The sequence below is a fragment of the Neobacillus sp. DFD-2R genome, assembly GCF_057747865.1.
This window is the reverse complement of sequence record NZ_CM173228.1, coordinates 3,870,694-3,889,509: the sequence shown is the minus strand read 5'-3', so window position 1 is coordinate 3,889,509 and position 18,816 is coordinate 3,870,694. Positions and strand designations below refer to the sequence as shown.

At 36.9% G+C, this 18,816-nt stretch carries 20 protein-coding genes and 1 tRNA gene; 17 read left to right on the top strand and 4 right to left on the bottom strand.

Annotation, left to right across the window (positions count from 1 at the left end; translation table 11 throughout):
• Positions 1 to 122: 122 nt before the first annotated feature.
• A complete protein-coding gene (gene lexA, locus AC3ANV_RS19420) occupies positions 123 to 746 on the bottom strand; it encodes a transcriptional repressor LexA (protein WP_488310323.1) in 624 nt (207 codons plus the stop codon).
• A gap of 159 nt (positions 747 to 905) precedes the next feature.
• Here lexA and yneA point away from each other — a divergent pair, with 159 nt between their 5' ends.
• From yneA to AC3ANV_RS19375, 9 genes are all read left to right on the top strand, one after another.
• Positions 906 to 1,229, top strand: coding sequence for a cell division suppressor protein YneA (yneA, locus tag AC3ANV_RS19415; RefSeq protein ID WP_488310322.1), 324 nt, complete (start codon positions 906 to 908; stop codon positions 1,227 to 1,229).
• Between the two features lie 19 nt (positions 1,230 to 1,248).
• Positions 1,249 to 1,896 carry a YneB family resolvase-like protein gene (locus tag AC3ANV_RS19410; RefSeq protein WP_488310321.1) on the top strand — a complete coding sequence of 216 codons (648 nt, stop codon included), beginning with the start codon at positions 1,249 to 1,251 and terminating at the stop codon, positions 1,894 to 1,896.
• A gap of 82 nt (positions 1,897 to 1,978) precedes the next feature.
• The gene (locus AC3ANV_RS19405; RefSeq protein ID WP_488310320.1) at positions 1,979 to 2,209 is read left to right on the top strand and encodes a DUF896 domain-containing protein; all 231 of its coding nucleotides are present in this window, start codon (positions 1,979 to 1,981) and stop codon (positions 2,207 to 2,209) included.
• Positions 2,210 to 2,389: 180 nt separating this feature from the next.
• Entirely contained in the window at positions 2,390 to 4,390 is a 2,001-nt protein-coding gene (gene tkt, locus AC3ANV_RS19400; RefSeq protein ID WP_488310319.1) for a transketolase, read from the top strand.
• A 277-nt stretch (positions 4,391 to 4,667) separates the two neighbouring features.
• Positions 4,668 to 5,108, top strand: coding sequence for a sporulation inhibitor of replication protein SirA (gene sirA, locus AC3ANV_RS19395; protein ID WP_488310318.1), 441 nt, complete (start codon positions 4,668 to 4,670; stop codon positions 5,106 to 5,108).
• 78 nt (positions 5,109 to 5,186) lie between these two features.
• Positions 5,187 to 5,402, top strand: coding sequence for a YneF family protein (locus AC3ANV_RS19390; protein WP_488310317.1), 216 nt, complete (start codon positions 5,187 to 5,189; stop codon positions 5,400 to 5,402).
• A gap of 328 nt (positions 5,403 to 5,730) precedes the next feature.
• Complete coding sequence (locus AC3ANV_RS19385) at positions 5,731 to 6,006, top strand: hypothetical protein (protein WP_488310316.1); 276 nt, start codon at positions 5,731 to 5,733, stop codon at positions 6,004 to 6,006.
• 244 nt (positions 6,007 to 6,250) lie between these two features.
• Positions 6,251 to 8,002 carry an ABC transporter transmembrane domain-containing protein gene (locus AC3ANV_RS19380; RefSeq protein ID WP_488310315.1) on the top strand — a complete coding sequence of 584 codons (1,752 nt, stop codon included), beginning with the start codon at positions 6,251 to 6,253 and terminating at the stop codon, positions 8,000 to 8,002.
• Between the two features lies 1 nt (position 8,003).
• Positions 8,004 to 9,797 (top strand): ABC transporter ATP-binding protein, encoded by a 1,794-nt coding sequence (locus AC3ANV_RS19375; RefSeq protein ID WP_488310314.1) that lies wholly within the window; start codon positions 8,004 to 8,006, stop codon positions 9,795 to 9,797.
• Between the two features lie 37 nt (positions 9,798 to 9,834).
• On the opposite strand, the gene AC3ANV_RS19370 is transcribed toward AC3ANV_RS19375, so the two are convergent.
• Positions 9,835 to 10,071: a Spo0E family sporulation regulatory protein-aspartic acid phosphatase gene (locus AC3ANV_RS19370; protein ID WP_488310313.1), complete on the bottom strand. Its 237-nt coding sequence runs from the start codon at positions 10,069 to 10,071 to the stop codon at positions 9,835 to 9,837.
• A gap of 213 nt (positions 10,072 to 10,284) precedes the next feature.
• Here AC3ANV_RS19370 and AC3ANV_RS19365 point away from each other — a divergent pair, with 213 nt between their 5' ends.
• The 3 genes from AC3ANV_RS19365 to AC3ANV_RS19355 all read left to right on the top strand — a co-directional run bounded on the left by AC3ANV_RS19365 (position 10,285) and on the right by AC3ANV_RS19355 (position 12,143).
• A complete protein-coding gene (locus AC3ANV_RS19365; protein WP_488310312.1) occupies positions 10,285 to 10,992 on the top strand; it encodes a cytochrome c biogenesis CcdA family protein in 708 nt (235 codons plus the stop codon).
• Between the two features lie 136 nt (positions 10,993 to 11,128).
• Positions 11,129 to 11,488 (top strand): response regulator, encoded by a 360-nt coding sequence (locus AC3ANV_RS19360; RefSeq protein WP_488310311.1) that lies wholly within the window; start codon positions 11,129 to 11,131, stop codon positions 11,486 to 11,488.
• Positions 11,489 to 11,666: 178 nt separating this feature from the next.
• A complete protein-coding gene (locus AC3ANV_RS19355) occupies positions 11,667 to 12,143 on the top strand; it encodes a CcdC family protein (protein WP_488310310.1) in 477 nt (158 codons plus the stop codon).
• A 93-nt stretch (positions 12,144 to 12,236) separates the two neighbouring features.
• Here AC3ANV_RS19355 and AC3ANV_RS19350 read toward each other — a convergent pair whose 3' ends face one another.
• Positions 12,237 to 12,662, bottom strand: a complete 426-nt coding sequence (locus tag AC3ANV_RS19350) for a DUF2621 domain-containing protein (protein WP_488310309.1) — start codon at positions 12,660 to 12,662, stop codon at positions 12,237 to 12,239.
• A 146-nt stretch (positions 12,663 to 12,808) separates the two neighbouring features.
• On the opposite strand from AC3ANV_RS19350, the gene AC3ANV_RS19345 reads away from it, so the two are divergent.
• Positions 12,809 to 12,905 (top strand) — tRNA-Sec (locus AC3ANV_RS19345).
• A gap of 373 nt (positions 12,906 to 13,278) precedes the next feature.
• Here AC3ANV_RS19345 and AC3ANV_RS19340 read toward each other — a convergent pair.
• Positions 13,279 to 14,148, bottom strand: a complete 870-nt coding sequence (locus AC3ANV_RS19340) for a LysR family transcriptional regulator (protein ID WP_488310308.1) — start codon at positions 14,146 to 14,148, stop codon at positions 13,279 to 13,281.
• A gap of 364 nt (positions 14,149 to 14,512) precedes the next feature.
• Between AC3ANV_RS19340 and AC3ANV_RS19335 the strand changes: the two genes are divergently transcribed.
• The 4 genes from AC3ANV_RS19335 to citC all read left to right on the top strand — a co-directional run bounded on the left by AC3ANV_RS19335 (position 14,513) and on the right by citC (position 18,812).
• Positions 14,513 to 15,892 carry an MFS transporter gene (locus AC3ANV_RS19335; RefSeq protein WP_488310307.1) on the top strand — a complete coding sequence of 460 codons (1,380 nt, stop codon included), beginning with the start codon at positions 14,513 to 14,515 and terminating at the stop codon, positions 15,890 to 15,892.
• A 224-nt stretch (positions 15,893 to 16,116) separates the two neighbouring features.
• The gene (locus tag AC3ANV_RS19330; RefSeq protein WP_488310306.1) at positions 16,117 to 16,278 is read left to right on the top strand and encodes a hypothetical protein; all 162 of its coding nucleotides are present in this window, start codon (positions 16,117 to 16,119) and stop codon (positions 16,276 to 16,278) included.
• Positions 16,279 to 16,544: 266 nt separating this feature from the next.
• Positions 16,545 to 17,726 (top strand): NAD(P)-dependent malic enzyme, encoded by a 1,182-nt coding sequence (locus AC3ANV_RS19325; protein WP_488310305.1) that lies wholly within the window; start codon positions 16,545 to 16,547, stop codon positions 17,724 to 17,726.
• 36 nt (positions 17,727 to 17,762) lie between these two features.
• Positions 17,763 to 18,812 carry a [citrate (pro-3S)-lyase] ligase gene (gene citC / locus AC3ANV_RS19320; RefSeq protein ID WP_488310304.1) on the top strand — a complete coding sequence of 350 codons (1,050 nt, stop codon included), beginning with the start codon at positions 17,763 to 17,765 and terminating at the stop codon, positions 18,810 to 18,812.
• Positions 18,813 to 18,816: the final 4 nt, after the last annotated feature.

Here is an 18,816-nt window from a genome sequence, read left to right as displayed (position 1 = left end):
GAATTATCAACGAAAAATTGTATTTTTATCCTCGATCCAAACAATAAGGGCCAAAGTCAGCGATCGTAAAAAATTGTCCAAAGAAAATGAGCCGGCACACTTTTGTGCCGGCTCGTTTTCTTTTAATGAATATGTCTATATACACCAATAACTTTGCCTAAAATAGAAACATTCCTCAAAATAATCGGTTCCATTGTAGAATTTTCCGGCTGCAAACGAATATAATCTTTTTCTTTAAAGAATCGCTTACAGGTGGCTTCATCTTCTTCCGTCATTGCAACAACAATATCACCGTTATTTGCCGTTGGCTGCTGTTTGACAATCACGTAATCTCCGTCAAGAATTCCTGCTTCTATCATACTTTCACCCATGATTTCCAGCATAAATACCTGCTCATCTGCAGGTGCCAGCCTTTCAGGAAGAGGAAAATATTCTTCAACGTTTTCAATTGCCGTTATAGGAAGACCGGCAGTAACTTTACCCACCACAGGAACATTTACAACATGGTTTCTTGGGATGTGTGCACTTTCATCGACTTCCAGTATTTCGATTGCTCTTGGTTTGGTAGGGTCGCGTCTAATAAGCCCCTTGCTTTCCAATCGTGCTAAATGTCCATGAACAGTTGAACTGGATGCCAGTCCAACAGCTTCGCCAATTTCACGTACAGAAGGAGGATATCCCTTACTCTTTACTTCTCCTTTTATAAAATCAAGAATATCCTGTTGCCGTTTTGATATTTTTGCCATGAAAAGTTACACCTCGCTCTGGTTAATGTTGTCTTAATTATAACATGTTCTCCAATTTTATACAAACATAAGTTCGAATTTTTATTGACATCAAACGGATGTTCGTATTATAATTAATTCAACAAAAGCGAACATATATTCCTTTACGAGGTGTTAATTATGAGAAAATTGTGGAACCAATACTCTTATGCTATTATACTTTTCGTTTTAAGCTGTTCAGTTGCAATGATGATATCCTGCCATTTTAAATCCGATGACCAAGATAAGTTTGTAAAGCTTACCGTTTCGGAAGGAGATTCGCTCTGGAAAATTTCTGATCAATTTTCCGGGCAGCATTCTCTATCAAACGAAGAATTCGTTAATTGGGTTAAAAGTCATAATAAAATAGAAGATGATCATATTTTTCCAGGTGAAGAAATAGTCATCCCAGTGCCAAAAAAAGCATCAACTGCTACGGAGTTTGCCAGTGCCGCTGGGGAATAGAAAGTGAGATTGATTTTTTATGAAGGCAATTATATACTGCCGGGTCAGTACAACGAAAGAAACTCAGGAAACTTCTTTAAATCGTCAAGAGGAAGAACTGACCCAGCTGGCAAAACAATATCAATTCGAAGTCACTTCGATTATAAAGGAGCAAGCTAGCGGGTATGATCTCGAACGGGATGGAATACTTCAATTATTAGAGGAAATAAAAAATCGGCACATACAAACTGTTTTAATTCAGGATGAAACCAGGCTCGGAAGAGGAAATGCAAAGATTGCTCTTTTGCACGTCATATTAAAAGAGGGAATAAAGCTTTATAGTATTTCACATAATGGTGAATTGCAGTTATCTGAATCTGATTCAATGGTTTTACAAATTGTAGGTATGGTCGAAGAATATCAGCGCAAACTCCATAATATAAAAATTAAGCGCGGAATGAAACGGGCGGTTAATCAAGGATATAAGCCTGAGAAAAATTTAAAAAATCTTGGTGAGAGTTCCGGTCGAGAAAAAATTGAAGTCCCAATTGAAGAGATTGTCCGTTTAAGAAAAAATAAGTTGACCTTTTCTGAAATTGCAGCTATTTTAAGAGGTTTTGGCTATAGCATATCGAAAGCAACTGTACATAGAAGATACCAGGATTATATTGATTCACAAGAAGTGTAGGCCTTTTACCTTGTCAGAAGGCCTTTTATTTAGTAAAATCAGATGTCATGAACTGATATTTTACCGAAGGGAAGATCCTTGAATGCTCTCAAAAGAAAAAATGGCTCGTATCAATGAGCTGGCAAAAAAAGCAAAAGCATCTGGATTATCAGAATCTGAGGCGAAAGAACAAACAAAATTAAGAAGTGAGTATTTAACAACATTCCGTTCTGCTATGCTGGATACATTAACACATACAAAGATTATTGACCCTGAAGGAAATGATGTAACACCGGAAAAAATAAAAGCAAGGAAAAAAAATACTCTTCATTAATTGCAAAGGAATACAATTTTTGTATTCCTTTTTTACATAAAGAGGTCGTTTCTATGTAAAAATATAAAACAAACTGAATTTTGTTACATATTTTAGTCCAATTTCTTGAATAAAAATCCAGAGCACTATAATATTAAGGATGTACTTATTATCCTAGTGAAACAAGAAAGGATGTAACTAATGTTTAATACTGTTGATGATTTATGCGTAACCTCCATTAGAACGCTTTCCATTGATGCAATCGAAAAAGCAAATTCCGGGCATCCGGGTATGCCGATGGGTGCAGCACCAATGACGTATACGTTATGGACTCGTTTTATGAATCAAAATCCAAAAAATCCCCATTGGTTTAACCGTGACCGTTTTGTCTTATCTGCAGGGCATGGTTCTGCGTTGCTATACAGCATGCTTCATTTATCCGGCTACAATGTAACAATGGAAGATTTAAAGCAATTCCGTCAATGGGGAAGTAAAACACCGGGACATCCAGAGTATGGACATACTGAAGGTGTTGAAGCGACAACAGGTCCTCTTGGTCAAGGAATCGCAATGGCCGTTGGTATGGCAATGGCAGAACGCCATGTGGCATCAGTTTATAATAAAGATAAATTTGAACTTGTGAACCATTATACATATAGTATTTGTGGTGATGGCGATTTAATGGAAGGTGTTTCTGCTGAAGCTGCTTCTCTTGCAGGACACTTGAAATTAGGACGTTTAGTTGTATTATACGATTCAAATGATATTTCTCTTGATGGTGATTTAAATAAATCTTTTTCTGAAAGTGTTAAAGATCGTTTTACAGCATATGGTTGGCAATATCTTCGTGTTGAGGATGGGAATAACCTTGAGGAAATTGCAAAAGCACTTGAAGAAGCTCGAAATGATTTAAACAGACCGACCATGATTGAAGTTCGTACAATCATTGGTTACGGTTCACCAAATCGTGCCGGTACATCCGGTGTTCATGGCTCTCCGCTTGGAGCAAAAGAGTTAAAACTTACTAAAGAAGCGTATAAATGGACATTTGAAGAAGATTTCTATGTACCGCAAGAAGTTTATGAAAACTTCCAAAAACTTATTGTAGAAAATGGCGAGAAAAAGGAAAAAGAATGGAACGACCTGTTTGCACAGTATAAAAAAGAGTATCCTGAATTAGCCACTCAGCTTGAACAGGCATTGAATAAAGAATTGCCAAAGGGATGGGACAAAGATATTCCTGTTTACAGTGAAGGAAAGAGTCTTGCAAGCCGTGCATCTTCAGGAGAAGTACTAAATGCAATTGCGAAGAATTTACCAACCTTTATTGGTGGATCTGCGGACCTTGCAGGTTCGAATAAAACCATGATCAAAGGCTCAGAAGACTATATGCCAGGTGCATACGAAGGTCGTAACTTTTGGTTTGGTGTCCGTGAATTTGCGATGGGTGCTGCTTTGAATGGTATGGCACTTCACGGTGGAGTACAGGTTTTTGGAGGAACATTCTTTGTTTTCTCTGATTATTTACGCCCGGCAATCCGTCTTGCAGCATTAATGGGATTACCTGTAACCTATGTATTTACCCATGATAGTATTGCAGTTGGTGAAGATGGACCAACACATGAACCAATCGAACAGCTTGCTGCATTAAGAGCAATGCCGAATCTATCTATTATCCGTCCGGCAGATGGAAATGAAACAGCAGCTGCTTGGAAGCTTGCTGTAGAGTCAAAAAACAAGCCAACAGCTCTCGTGTTGACTCGTCAAGATTTACCGACAATTAAAGGAACTGATACAAATGCTTACGAAGGGGTTTCAAAAGGAGCCTATGTCATTTCTGCTGCTGAAAAAGAAACTCCTGATGCATTAATCCTTGCCACTGGTTCAGAAGTAGGTCTTGCGGTTGAAGCACAAAAAGCACTGGCAAGCGAAGGCATTGAAGTTTCTGTTGTCAGTATGCCTTCATGGGATCGCTTCGAGGCACAAGCAAAAGAGTATAAAGATTCTGTTCTTCCTAAAAATGTGAAGAAACGCCTTGGTATTGAAGTAGGTTCTTCCTTTGGCTGGCATAAATATACCGGCGATGAAGGTGACGTATTGGCCATAGACAAATTCGGAGCCTCTGCACCAGGTGAGAAGATTATGGAAGAATACGGCTTTAGCGTTGCTAACGTTGTTGATCGCGTAAAAGCTCTTTTATAATATAAATAAAGTTAAACGGGGGAACGGCTAATGAGTCGTTCTCTTTTTTTGGCTAATAGGAAGGTATAAACTTTCACAAGTTTATACTTTTTTTATCGTTATAATTTAATTGGTTTTTTTGCTTTAAATAGCTATTAAGTATTGACAAGGATAAATACTTTTTAATAGTTACCGTACTATCGACAAAAATAGTGAAAGTTTTTGCCGCCGAAAGACAAATGTTTTGAATATGTTTTTTTATAATAGGAAAAAGGGTTTCAACGAAGGAGAGAACGGTGTGAGAAAATATCAGCTATATTTAATAGAAGATGAATTTGCCGCCCATTACTTCGGAAGAGAGCGCATGTTTTTTCGACTTTTTCAGGAACATGAAAAAGCAAACGGCGAGCTTAAATTTATAACGAAAAAACAAATTAACTATATAACAAAAACCCTGGAAGTTTTAAAAATCCATCAGCTTATTCAAAAGCAACTGGGAAAAATTAAAGGCTATCGTGCTGAGCATGGTTCCTACTCAATAGAATTAAGCGGAAAGCTAAGTACAGCAAAGCTGGAAGTTTATCAAGAATTAATTACAGTAGACGCAAGCGGAAGCTACGAAGCAGAAACGGCATTTTTTGAAGTATTGAGAAAGTGCGAATCTTCTTTTTTAGCCATAGATTTCGAACATCAGCGGTTTGGGTGGTTAAAGCCAATAAAAGAACGTAAATTTGTCTAATTTAAAGCTGAGTAGATATTGTGTATTCCCATTTTATTTAGTACACTGTATGGTAGACAACATGAAGGAGGAAGTTTAATGGGAATGTACATTCTAGTAGGTATACTATGCTTAGCAGCTGGTGTAGCACTAGGATTTTTCATTGCTCGTAAATATATGATGAGCTATTTAAAGAAAAATCCACCAATCAATGAACAAATGTTAAAAATGATGATGATGCAAATGGGTATGAAGCCTTCTCAGAAGAAGATTAACCAAATGATGAACGCCATGAATAAACAAGGCGGTAAGTAAAACCCTTGATATGTAAGGGCTAACAGATGGTAATGGCTATTAATAGATGAAGGAGGAAAGGTAAAAAGCTTATTGACTTAATCCTTCCTCAAAATTTATTCAATAATTGCTAATCTTCTAATTAACTTATAAAACCACTTTTTCCGTTGAAAGATAAATCGGAAGGAGTGGTTTTTTGTATTTAAATGAAACTTTGCAAGAGTATCTATATTATTGTCTAACCAGAGGATACTCACCTAAGACCATGAAAGAAAATAAAATTGCAGGAATTTAAGAATTCCGTGAAGAATGAATATTAAAAATCTACTAATTTAAGGAGTGATTATTTTTGATTCGAAGAAAAAAGGAAATACCGGAATTTATCAACGGCTTTGAAACCTACACCAATTGGGACGGAAAAAAGTATTATCTAACTCTTGATACAATTAATCCAAAGGGAACCTTGACATTAATGAAGTATCCTAATGGGGAATTTACTTATCACAGAAAAAATGAAAATTATTGGGATATTAAAGAAATTAAAATGGACAATGATATATTGATGGAGATTATTTGGGTATTTAGAAAAACGATAAATAATCTAATTAAAATAAAAGTTTGTTAAAGATAGGGTTCATTCTGAGCCTTATCTTTTTTGTTCCTTAAATATTTACAATTTATCCTATTATAGGAATATTTAAATGATTATCAAAAGATAAGACTTTAGACTTCAAGCTGTGGCTGTATTTTTAAATTAAATGGTGTTTCAAAATATTTATTATTTTAAGAATTTTTGTTAAAATAAAACCTCTACGCTGATTTGGTTTTTTTTAGAAAAATTAGATAATGGTAGCATTCGGGGGTGTGACATGAAGGTTTTTTTAGAATTAGGCTGGTTTTTTAAACAAGAGAGAAAAGCATACATATCCGGAATTCTTCTTCTGTTGTTTGTGGCACTGCTGCAGCTGGTGCCGCCTAAAGTAATTGGTATCATTGCGGATCATATAAAAAATGGAACGATGACAAAAGGGATCATTGTGAAATGGGTAATTGTCCTTGCAGTTGTGGGTCTAGTCACCTATATCCTAAGATATTATTGGCGAATCATGATTTTTGGTTCTTCGGTAAAGCTTAGTAAGATATTAAGAAATCGTTTATACCGGCATTTCACAAATATGTCACCGGCATTCTACCAAAAACGACGCATTGGCGACCTCATGGCCCATGCAACAAATGACATACAGGCCATCCAGCAAACTGCCGGGGCAGGGGTGTTAACCTTTGTGGATTCTCTCTCCACTGGAGGCTTTGTCATACTCACAATGGCGTTCACAATCAGCTGGAAATTGACCCTAATATGTTTGATTCCGATGCCATTTATGGCATTATTGACAAGTTGGTTTGGGACAATGCTGCATCGAACCTTCCATAAGGCACAGGAAGCATTTTCTTCTTTAAATGATAAAACACAAGAAAGTATAACTGGTATAAAAGTCATCAAAACGTTCGGCCAGGAACAGGAAGATATTGAAGACTTCCGAAAGCAATCAGAGGATGTTGTTCGAAAAAATATCACAGTGGCCAAAATTGATTCTCTTTATGACCCGACCATTTCTATCATTGTTGGAATTTCCTTTTTCTTATCAATCGTATTCGGAGCAAAATATGTGTTGTCAGGCGAATTAACGATTGGCCAATTAATCTCATTTACCACTTATTTAGGATTACTGATTTGGCCGATGCTGGCATTTGGCTGGTTGTTTAACATTGTCGAGCGCGGCCGCGCTTCCTATGAACGAGTTACCTCTCTACTAGGCGAAGCAATTGCAATAACCGACGATGAAAAGGCATTAGATATCGTACCAAGCGGTGATATCGAATTTAAGATTACTGAATTTACCTACCCTGGAGAAACAGAGCCGATTTTGAAGGATATATCATTTTCATTAAAATCAGGAGAAACACTTGGCATCGTAGGCAAAACCGGAGCAGGTAAGACTACTCTTTTAAAACTTCTTATTCGTGAGTATGAAAGCTATAAAGGGGAAATCATTTTTGGCGGGAAAGCCATTCAGGAATACAAGCTTGAAAAATTACGTGAAGCCATTGGCTATGTTCCACAGGATCATTTTTTATTCTCAGCAACGGTAGCTGAGAATATTGCGTTTACAAATCCGCAGGCAAAACCGGAGGAAATTGAAGGTGCTGCCAAATTGGCAAGTATCCATCAGGATATACTTCAATTTACTGACGGCTATCAGACGATGGTTGGCGAACGGGGTGTCTCATTATCGGGTGGACAGAAACAACGAATTTCAATTTCCCGTGCCTTACTGATGACTCCGGAAGTTTTGGTCCTTGATGATTCCTTATCCGCAGTAGATGCCAAAACGGAAGAAGCGATCCTTTCGTCCCTCAGGCAGGAACGGGAAGGGAAGACAACGATTATTACTTCGCACCGATTAAGTGCCATTCAACACGCGACACTGATTCTTGTGATAGATGACGGGAACATTATCGAAAGAGGTACACATGAAGTTCTGATGGATCGTGACGGGTGGTACAAGGAGATGTATTTGCGACAGCAGTTAGAAGAGTTGGTAGAGCATGGAGGACGTTAACATGGAAAAGACTGAATTGTTGACAGAGAAGGAGCAACGAAGGGTTTTATATCGCCTTCTTTCATATACAAAGCCATATAAAAATTCATTAACCTTGGCCTTCAGTCTGCTGCTTTTGACAACGGTGGGAGACATCGTTGGGCCGCTTTTAGTCAAAAACTTTATCGATGATTATTTAACACCCGGGAAGATTGCATTTCAGCCTTTGCTAATCTTGGGATCCGTTTATATGGGGATTCAAATTGCTAAATCCGTCATCATGTTTTTTCAGTTGGTGAAATTTCAGGAGATTGCCTTAAAGATCATTCAACAGCTTCGTATTGATGTTTTTTCAAAGGTTCAGTCATTAGGTCTTAAGTATTTTGACACTACACCTGCCGGGAGCATTGTTTCCAGGGTTACGAATGATACTGAAGCCATTAAAGAAATGTTTGTAACCGTTTTAGCGACATTTATCCAAAGTGGTTTTTTACTAACAGGGATATTCATCGCTATGTTTATTTTGAATGTGAAACTTGCGTTGTTATGCGTGATTATCATTCCGATTCTATTGTTTGTTATAAACTTGTACAGAAAATTAAGTTCGCGCTTTTATTCTGATATGCGTGAAAGATTAAGCCAGTTAAATGCAAAGTTAAGTGAATCCTTGCAGGGGATGGCAATCATCCAGGTGTTTCGTCAGGAAAAACGCCTGTGCAGCGAGTTCGGTGAGATCAATGATCAGCATTTTAAAGCAGGAATGAGAAATATTAAAATCGATAGCCTGTTATTAAGGCCTGCGATTGATTTAATTTATCTTATCGGTTTAATCATCGTTATCAGCTATTTCGGAATTACTTCATTTCAGCACACAGTCCAAATTGGAGTATTATACGCCTTTTTCAATTATTTAGATCGCTTTTTTGAACCTGTTAATCAGATGATGATGAGGTTATCTTTGTACCAACAAGCCATTGTTGCAGGATCAAGAGTTTTTAAACTGTTAGATGAGCGAGAATTGGAACCATCGCAAAATGCAGAAAAAACGAAATCAATCGAAAAAGGAAAAATTGTTTTTAAGAATTTAAGCTTTTCTTACGATGGAAAGCGTGATGTTCTAAAACATATATCCTTTACAGCCAACCCTGGGGAAACGGTGGCACTAGTAGGCCATACCGGCAGTGGAAAAAGCTCGATTATTAATTTATTGATGCGGTTTTATGAATTTGAGCGCGGGGAAATATTAATTGACGGTGAATCGATTCGGAGCTACTCTAAAAATGAGCTTAGAGACAAGATGGGTCTCGTTTTACAGGATCCTTTTTTGTTCTATGGTACGGTGAAGGAGAATATTCGTCTCCATAATTTAGGGTTAACGGACGAAGAGGTAGAAAAAGCAGCTGCGTTTGTTCAAGCCCATTCCTTTATTGAAAAATTGGAAGATCGGTATCAGCATCGGGTAGTGGAAAGGGGGGCATCGTTTTCAAGCGGACAAAGGCAATTAATCGCTTTTGCAAGGACGATTGCAGCCAAACCGAAAATCCTTGTTCTTGATGAAGCAACAGCCAATATTGACACCGAAACAGAAGAAGCTATCCAAATCGCATTAGCCAAGATGCGTAAAGGACGGACGACAATTGCGATTGCCCATCGATTATCAACGATACAGGATGCCGATTTAATTCTCGTTCTTCACGATGGTGAAATTGTCGAACGAGGAACACATCAAGAACTTCTCACACTTGGCGGGTTATATCATAAAATGTTCCTTTTGCAGAATGGTGCCGTTGAACGATTAGAGGACGTTTTGAATTAAAAAGAAAGAGCCCGGTTTTTAACCGGGCTTTTAATAGCTAGCAGTATGAATTTTTTTTTATGTAAATTCGATTATATTCATTTAATAGATTGTCAAGCTCCTGACTGTGGCGTATCGCAACGGAGGAACTTAAGCCGTTAGTGATCGCGACTTGAATTAATTCAGCCCGCTTTTTTTCAATTAATGTGATTAAATCTTGTTTGATCACGGCTGATGTCCTTTCCGGAGAATCTCCTAAAATTGGCGGCAAAATATAATTTACAGAAACTATCATTTCGTTTTACTAGTATAACCTATGATGGGAATAAATTCAAAGGTGATATGTAAAATAATATCCATTAATCAAGGTGAATCTTTGAAATCTTAATATATTTATGAAATGGATATGAAATATAGATGGAGACACAAAATATTCATGATAACCATTATCTTTTGTTTAAAAGTTTTGTTAGAATGAATGAGTATCGACTATAGTGGGAGTGTTAATATGCATGACGTAAATCTATTTTTAGCAGTAGGAGCAGGATTTTTAAGTTTCATCTCACCATGCTGCCTGCCTCTATATCCTGCCTTTTTATCCTATATCACTGGAATGTCAGTAGGGGAATTAAAAAGTGAAAATGCGATGCTGCAAAAGAGGAGCCTTTTTCATACCTTATTTTTCCTATTAGGGTTTTCCATCATTTTTATTGCAATCGGTTTTGGCACTTCCTTTATTGGACGCTTTTTCCTTGAATATCAAACATTGATTCGTCAGCTTGGCGGAATATTTATCGTTTTCTTTGGTCTAATGATTGTAGGGATATTAAATCCGGAATTTATGATGAAGGACCGTCGTTTCGAATTTAAAAATCGCCCTTCCGGCTATGTTGGTTCAATCCTTATCGGGATGGCATTTGCTGCCGGCTGGACACCCTGTACTGGTCCGATTCTTTCTTCTGTTATTCTACTTGCAGCATCAAATCCCGGTTCAGGCGTTTTATACATGATTGCTTATTCGCTTGGCTTTGCTGTGCCATTTCTTATCTTATCTTTCTTTGTTGGGCGGATGAAATGGATTCGGAAGCATAGCGGAAAGATTGTAAAAATTGGCGGATACATTATGATTGTAATGGGGATTGTGCTCTTTTTCGATTGGATGACCAAAATAATAACCATTTTCCAAGGATTGTTTGGTAACTTCTCAGGATTTTAATTTCTTCTGGAAATGATTTGATAATCTTGCTAAGATTTTTTATATTTTATTTGAATAGTCTAATATGGATTCTTTGATTTCGAGGATGCTAGATTCAGATGGCTTGGTATCTTTGGTGGTTCCTGGGGGAGATGTGTTGGCAAGAATATTAATTGTTGATGATAAAAAATTAATGAGAGTAACATTGAACAGTATTTTAAATAAAGCTGACCATGTGGTCGTAGGGGAAGCGGAAAACGGGAAATTGGCCATTCAGCTTTATCGGGAATTAAAGCCTGACCTTGTGACCATGGATATTACAATGCCGGAAATGGGCGGTCTTGAAGCGGTAAGGATCATTCGCAATGAATTTCCGAATGCGAAAATTATTATGTGCTCGGCCATGGGACAGCAAAAAATTATCGTTGAAGCGATTGAATCCGGTGCTAAAGACTTTATTGTGAAACCCTTTGATGATTGCCGGGTTCTTGATGCCATCAATAGAGCGTTAAAATAGTAACCATTTACGGGACTCCTGAAATGGTTTTTGTTTTTACCTTTTTTTGGTTGTATTGCTTTTAGTTATTCATTTTTGGTAACAAAATTAAGATAAATAATATGTAGATATTTTTTTCTTATTTCTATGGTTTGATATATAATGAGTATGAAAATAATTAGATAAGGAATGAGTACCAATGAACATGGTTGTTGCTTCTTCGATTGGCGCGGCTTTCATGGCCGTTTTCGTCTTGTTCATCCGTTTAAAAGCGGCAAAAAAACCTACTAATGCGAGAAAAATCATTTTACCGCCGTTTTTCATGAGTACAGGTGCCTTAATGTATATATGGCCGCAATTTCGCCTAACGACATTGGAAACTGTCGAAGCTATAATAGTTGGGATGCTTTTTTCCATTTTACTTATTAAAACTTCAAAGTTTGAGATTCGCGATAATGATATTTATTTGAAGCGTTCCAAGGCTTTTATCTTTATCCTAATTGGACTATTGATTGTCAGGATCATTATGAAGGCAGTTTTAAGTACAACGATCGTCTACACCCAATTAGGCGGAATGTTCTTCCTGCTTGCCTTCAGCATGATCGTGCCATGGCGCGTGGCGATGTTTAGAGATTACAAAAGGCTCTTTAATCAGCTGCATGGGGTGAAACATTAAAATGGTTTGGCCGGTAACACTGGTTCTCCTCTGAGGACCAGTGTTTTTTATAATTTTTTTGAAAAATAAAACCGTCCATGATACCGGACGGTTTTAGAAAAGGTGTTCATAGGGTGCGACGTCAATTCTATTTTCAAACAGCTTTTTACGTAAAAATTTATGATCTCTTTTTGGTGTTGCCTGAATATAACCGCGAATCACCAATTCTTCGGTTATTTTTGGAGCATTTTCTTTAAGCGCAATCTCACCAATTTTCCCGGCAATCTTATGCCTGGCAACATCACGGAAAAGTTCCGGAACGGGGCTGACTAAATCTTCCAGTAGAGCTTTTTCCTGATCGCTCCACAGATGTCGTGATTCATTCACATAATGTTCTTCCCAATCCATTACCGATTTGCCGTCGGCTTTTGGCATTTTTTTCAAAAACTTTCGGAACATAAAGTACCCGCCAACCGCGAAAGAATAAACCAATATTAAAATCCAAAATAGGATAAACCACAAAAACCAACCATGAAGCATTCACATTCACCTACAAAAACATTTTTTCATCTTATTATAGTCTGTTTTTGGCAAATAAAACAAGCAATAGAAAGTAAAATTACAATTATGTGAAAAGTATTGTAACCACGTTGCTTTTATTAGTATAATAATCTTGCTGTCAAAATGGGGCTGAATGGGGTACTGGTGTCCTCCACAGTCTTCAAAACTGCTTGAGCGGCTCGTGTAGTCGCTGCTGGGTTCGATTCCCAGGCGGTCCCGCCAAAATAAGATTCCTGAAACAATATCGAATAAGTGTTTGCACTTATTCCCAAACGGATTTCGACCAGTACATCTCTGAAATGGAATAAGAATATCCTCCAACATTGACTGATTTCGTTTCACGTTTAACACGTCTCATTTGACCTTGACGCAAAATAAAAAACCCCTTCCTTAATAATAATTACGTAAGAGGTCGAACGGTTTTATGTATCAGTCTAAAACGGTTTTTCATTTCAGTCTAACACAGTCTTTCGTGAGTGAAAATTAGGGTGGAACCTACTTATAGTCGTACAATCCCACCTCAACTCTCTTTCTTAATCCTTCTAAAAGGTTATTGAAATTTTTGCAAATTTTTGCCTTATAAGATCTTTAGCATCTATTTTATATTATCGTACTCTTTTAAAAAGTCGACAAATGCGTGAACAGCCGACAGTGAAAGTGACCTTTCCCGGTACAGCAGCCATGTATTTCTTTTTAAAGGCTCTCTATTCTTCTTGGTTAATATTATTTTGTGAACATCGTCTTCTTTTTTTAAGCAAATTGATGGAAGAATGGCATACCCTAAACCCATAAGAACCATTTCTTTACAAGTATCGATGCGGTCTACCTCCATTGTGACGGTAGGAGGCTGGTCAAATGTCTCCTGCCACCAATTATCAATTAATGTTTTTTGGGTTTGGTCCGTTTCATAATTAACTCTGGGCAGGCTAGGTAATTCCTTTATATTTTTTATTTGTTTTTGCGATACTATTAACATAGGCTCTTCACGAAATAAATATTTTTCTTCCTGCCAGATATAATTTCCGCGGACAATACCAACATGAACCTCTTCTTTATGAAGCAGATGGTTTATTTCAGCACTCCAACCAGTTTTAACGTTAACTTCAACATTTGGATAATGATTAATGAATTCTTTTAATATGGCTGGAAGTTCGTATCTTGCAAAAATACCGGAAACTCCAATTCTTAATACCCCTCTGATTTCCTTATCCATGTTCTGTACAAATTCTTTCGTGTTTCGAAGCTGCAAAATCATATTTCTTGCATATTGGGCTATATATTCACCTTGTGCCGTGAATTCTACACCTCTTTTTCCTCTCGCAACAATCATTGTATCAAATTCTCTTTCTAATTGCTGTAAGCGATAGGTTAATGCCGGTTGAGAAATATACAGTTTTTCTGCGGCTTTAGAAATATTTCTCTCCTGAAAGATGGTTTGGAGAATAACCCAATCTTTTTCATCCATTGCAGCACTTACCTCCTTAACCATAAATTATATTTTGTAAATATACAAATTATTTCAATGATTAATACTATACTAAAAATATAAATATGAAAATATAAAATTACATTTTACTTTTTTATACATAAACAATTAGTAGTATACTGTTTATTCCTCTAAAATAAATAAAAAGCGATAAAATAATTTTTAAATTTCTCCAATCTTTCTTTATCATAAAGAGATTTTATGGATGTTAATAAATAATCGATATTTTTTTTATTTTTTGAATTATGATAATTTTTATTTAACAACTTTGATAGACATGTCAATGACAATGACAGAAAGGGGAGGAATGAAAAAAACATGAGACAAAAGGGGAGGAATTGTCATGTATAAATCGGGACTTAATATAGCAAATCGAATGGATCGGTTACCTATTTCTTCTGTTCACAAGAAAATAATTATTGCTTTAGCTGTTGCATACTTTTTTGAATTCGCAGATTTGAATACGTTTTCATACGCTGCACCTGCATTAGTGAGAAAATGGCATTTACCTTTAAATACTATCGCAATTATTAACTCCAGTGCCTTTCTCGGAATGTTTATAGGAGCCACTGCAGGGGGATGGCTTGGCGATAAGGCAGGAAGAAAGAAATCGATAATTATTTCACTTGTACTGTTATCTTTATTCTCTGCTTTGAATGCGCTTTCGTGGGATATTTGGTCACTTGCAATCTTCCGATTTGTAACAGGGATGGCATCTTCGTCTTTATTAGTTAATGCGAATACGTATATTATCGAATTCTTTCCAAAAGCTGTTCGCGGTAAATATCAAGGCCTGGCTGTTGCGATTGGAATTACGGGTATTCCGATCACTGGTTATGTTTCCACTTGGATAATACCTATCGCAGATTATGGATGGAGACTCGTGTTTGTATGGGGAGCACTGGGGATCTTTGCGTTATTCGGAATTGTTAAATTGTTTGAATTACCTCGTTGGTATGAAATGAAAGGACAAGTAAGTAAAGCAAAAGAAACCTTGGAACAAATAGAAAAAATCGTGGCATATGAAAAAGGGCCCCTTGCTAAACCGGAGCCTGAAGTAATGATTGCTCCAGTAACTACAGGGAGAATGTCAGATATTTTCAAAGGGATTTACCTTAAACGTACGATTATTCTTATTTGCGTCTGGATCCTTCAAACCATAGCCTTTTATGGCTTTGGGTCCTGGGTTCCTACATTATTAGTAAAACAAGGTATTGGAATTTCCCACTCTTTACTTTACAGTACTTTAATTACTTTAGGCGCTCCATTAGGCTCCTTAACCGGTGCAATGATTTCAGACCGATTCGAGAGAAAAACAAATATTATTGTCTCCTGTTTCTTCATTGCAATTGCAGTATTTTTATTCGGAGCAACACTAAATCCGACGATGATTGTTGTATTCGGCTTCCTTATTAATTATATCGAAAGAACCTTCTCATCTAATCTTTATACGTATACATCAGAACTTTATGGAACAGAAGTACGTTCCTTTGGACAAGGTTTAACTTACGGAATCGGTCGAGCTTCCAATGTAATCGGGCCATTTATTATTAGTTTTGTTTACACAGGATTCGGATACTTTAATGTATTTATTCTAATTTCAGTTGTTTGGGCTGCAACAGCAGTAGCAATCTTCTTTGGACCACGTACTTCCAAGCGAAGCCTGGAAGAAATCAATGGAACTCAGCCTTTGAATACCTACTCAGCATCATCCAATCTCTAATATTAATATTTTACTAATATGGAACTCTAAGAAAAGAAGCTAATTAGTTTTTAGTCTTCTTTTCTTTTTTTTCTAGCCGACCAAATTGATAGATTCCCATATTATCATAAAAATTTTCAATAGACTTTTATAAATTATTGATATTTTTTTTATTACAAAAATTATAATATGCTTATATTAAAGATTTTCATCATAAAAGGACCGATTTCATGGAGGGGATTTCAATGTGGATTATAACTGTTTATTCAAACGAAAAAGGCATTACAATGTATGAGTTTGATAGCGAAAAGGAAGCAAGAGAAGCATTACAGGATGTTAAGGGTTTTAAAATTCTTTCAGAGATTATTTATTTAAATGAACAATCTCCTGCTTTAGTAGCAGTTTAATATTAATGAAAAATATATTCAAACTAATAGGTGCCTAGAAAGCTTTAGGGGGAATCCCTAAAGTTTTTTTGTCTTTTATAAAGATTAAAAAAGGTATTTACCATAAATTTTTTTAATGAACTTATATAAATTTCCAATATTTTTTTTATTACAAAAATTATAATATGATCATTTTGTAGCCGGCAGCGGAAAGGCTGTTCTGAATGCCGATATGTCAAAAGATAACTCAAAATTAATCTACAAAACTTTAGATGGAGGTAAGTATATTGAATCTTAAAGAAAAGTCCTTGCAATTGCATAGGGAATATAACGGAAAATTAGAGATTAACGCAAAAATAGAGTTAAAAAGTAAGGAAGACTTATCTCTCATTTATACTCCAGGAGTAGCCGAAGCTTGCAAAGAGATTAATAAAGATAAGAATAACGCTTATGATTATACCATCAAAGGAACAACCATTGCTATGATCACCAATGGTACGGCTGTTTTAGGTCTGGGAAGTATCAGTCCGCTTGCAGGCTTACCCGTACTGGAAGGGAAAGCATTGCTCCTCAAGGAATTTGGTAATGTGAATGCCTTTCCAATCTGTTTAGACAGTAATGATCCTGATGAAATTGTTAAAACCATCCAAATGATTGCTTCAGGGTTCGGCGGAATCCATCTTGAGGATATTAAAGCACCGGAATGTTTTTATATTGAAAAACAATTAAAAGAAACATTGGATATCCCCGTTTACCATGATGACCAGCATGGAACAGCAGTTGCTGTGTTAGCAGGATTATATAATGCCGTTAAATTTCTTAATAAGACTTTAAAAGAACTTAAGATTGTGATAAACGGCGCAGGCGCCTCAGGCATTGCGATTGCCAGAATCCTTTTGGCTGCAGGGGCAGAGCATATCGTATTATGTGATATCAACGGAGCTATTGTTGCAGGAGATCCAACGATTAATGATGCCCAAAAGGAAATAGCTAAATTGACTAATCAGGAATTTGAAACAGGCAACCTTCAAGACATTATCAAAAATAAAGATGTGTTTATCGGTGTTTCGGTAGAAAATGTTTTAACTAAAGAAATGGTACATACGATGAATCAAAATAATATTATTTTTGCGCTGGCAAACCCAGCTCCAGAGATAATGCCGGATGATGCGAAAGCTGGCAGCGCAAGAATCATTGCAACCGGTCGTTCGGATTTCCCTAATCAAATCAATAATTTGTTGGTTTTTCCAGGGATCTTTAAAGGTGCGTTGGAAGTGAGAGCCCAAGATATTACGGATGAAATGAAGTTAGCGGCGGCAAGAGCAATTGCTGATCTTGTTACCGATAAAGAACTTAACGAAAACTATATTATACCGGATGCTTTTGATAAGAGAGTGAGCCAGGTTGTCGCTAATGCTGTGAAAATGGTAGCCGAGTCGACTGGAATTGCGAAGTTAGTTGCAATCTAACATAAAAAAGGTGAACATGCAATGTGTTATGTCAAATTGACTGAAAAGATTCTAACCCTTAAATCAAACGCAGAAAGGGGTCAGTTGAAGGGATTTCTCAAAAAGCAGAATTTATCTCTGGATGCGGATGTTGAATATACAATTGCTATATTTGATGGTCAAAAGATCGTGGCTACAGGTTCCCTTGGCGGTAGAATTCTAAAATGCATTGCTGTGGATGAGGAATATCAGAACATGGGGCTGTCAGCAAAACTTGTCACCCATCTTGTCCATGAGGCCTATTCAAGAGGAAACACGCATCTTTTTATCTATACAAAGCCGAAAAACAAGAGCATATTCTCTGACTTGGGGTTTTATCCAGTCGCCGAAGTTCCTTCAAAGGTCGTTCTAATGGAAAACCGCCCGGCGGGGATTAAAAACTACCTGAAACAAATCATCCAAGAGAAAGAAGAAGTTATCCCTGATACAGGGGGCAAGAAAGCAGGAGCTGTCATAGTAAATTGCAATCCGTTTACTTTTGGGCATCAGTACCTAATCGAGTTTGCAGCGTCGAAATGCGAAACGCTCCATATTTTTTTTCTCCAGGAGGACAAGTCAAGTTTTCCTTCTGCAGTCAGATACAGGCTTGTAAAAGAAGGAGTTAAACACTTGGATAATGTTGTTGTTCATTCTGGAAAGGATTATATCATATCGGATGCAACTTTCCCATCCTATTTTATCAAAGAGTTCCATGATGTGGTCGAAACCCATGCTAGGCTGGACATAGACATATTTGCACGCTGTATTGCTCCGACACTTGGAATTCAAAAAAGATTTGTTGGTGAGGAACCCTTCTGCAAGGTTACATCAATGTATAACTCGATTATGCAAGAAATTCTCCCTGCCCATGATATTGAGGTTCAGGTTATTCCAAGGATGTTGTATGAAAAGGAACCGATTAGCGCTTCAAGAGTACGGGAACTGATCAATGCAGGTAAGCTTGACGAAGTGAAGAAGCTGGTTCCCGAAACAACGTATCAATTTCTTTTATCCCCTGACGCAGAGGAGATTATCAAGCAGATTATGAAAGGCCATAAACGGCATTAATGGA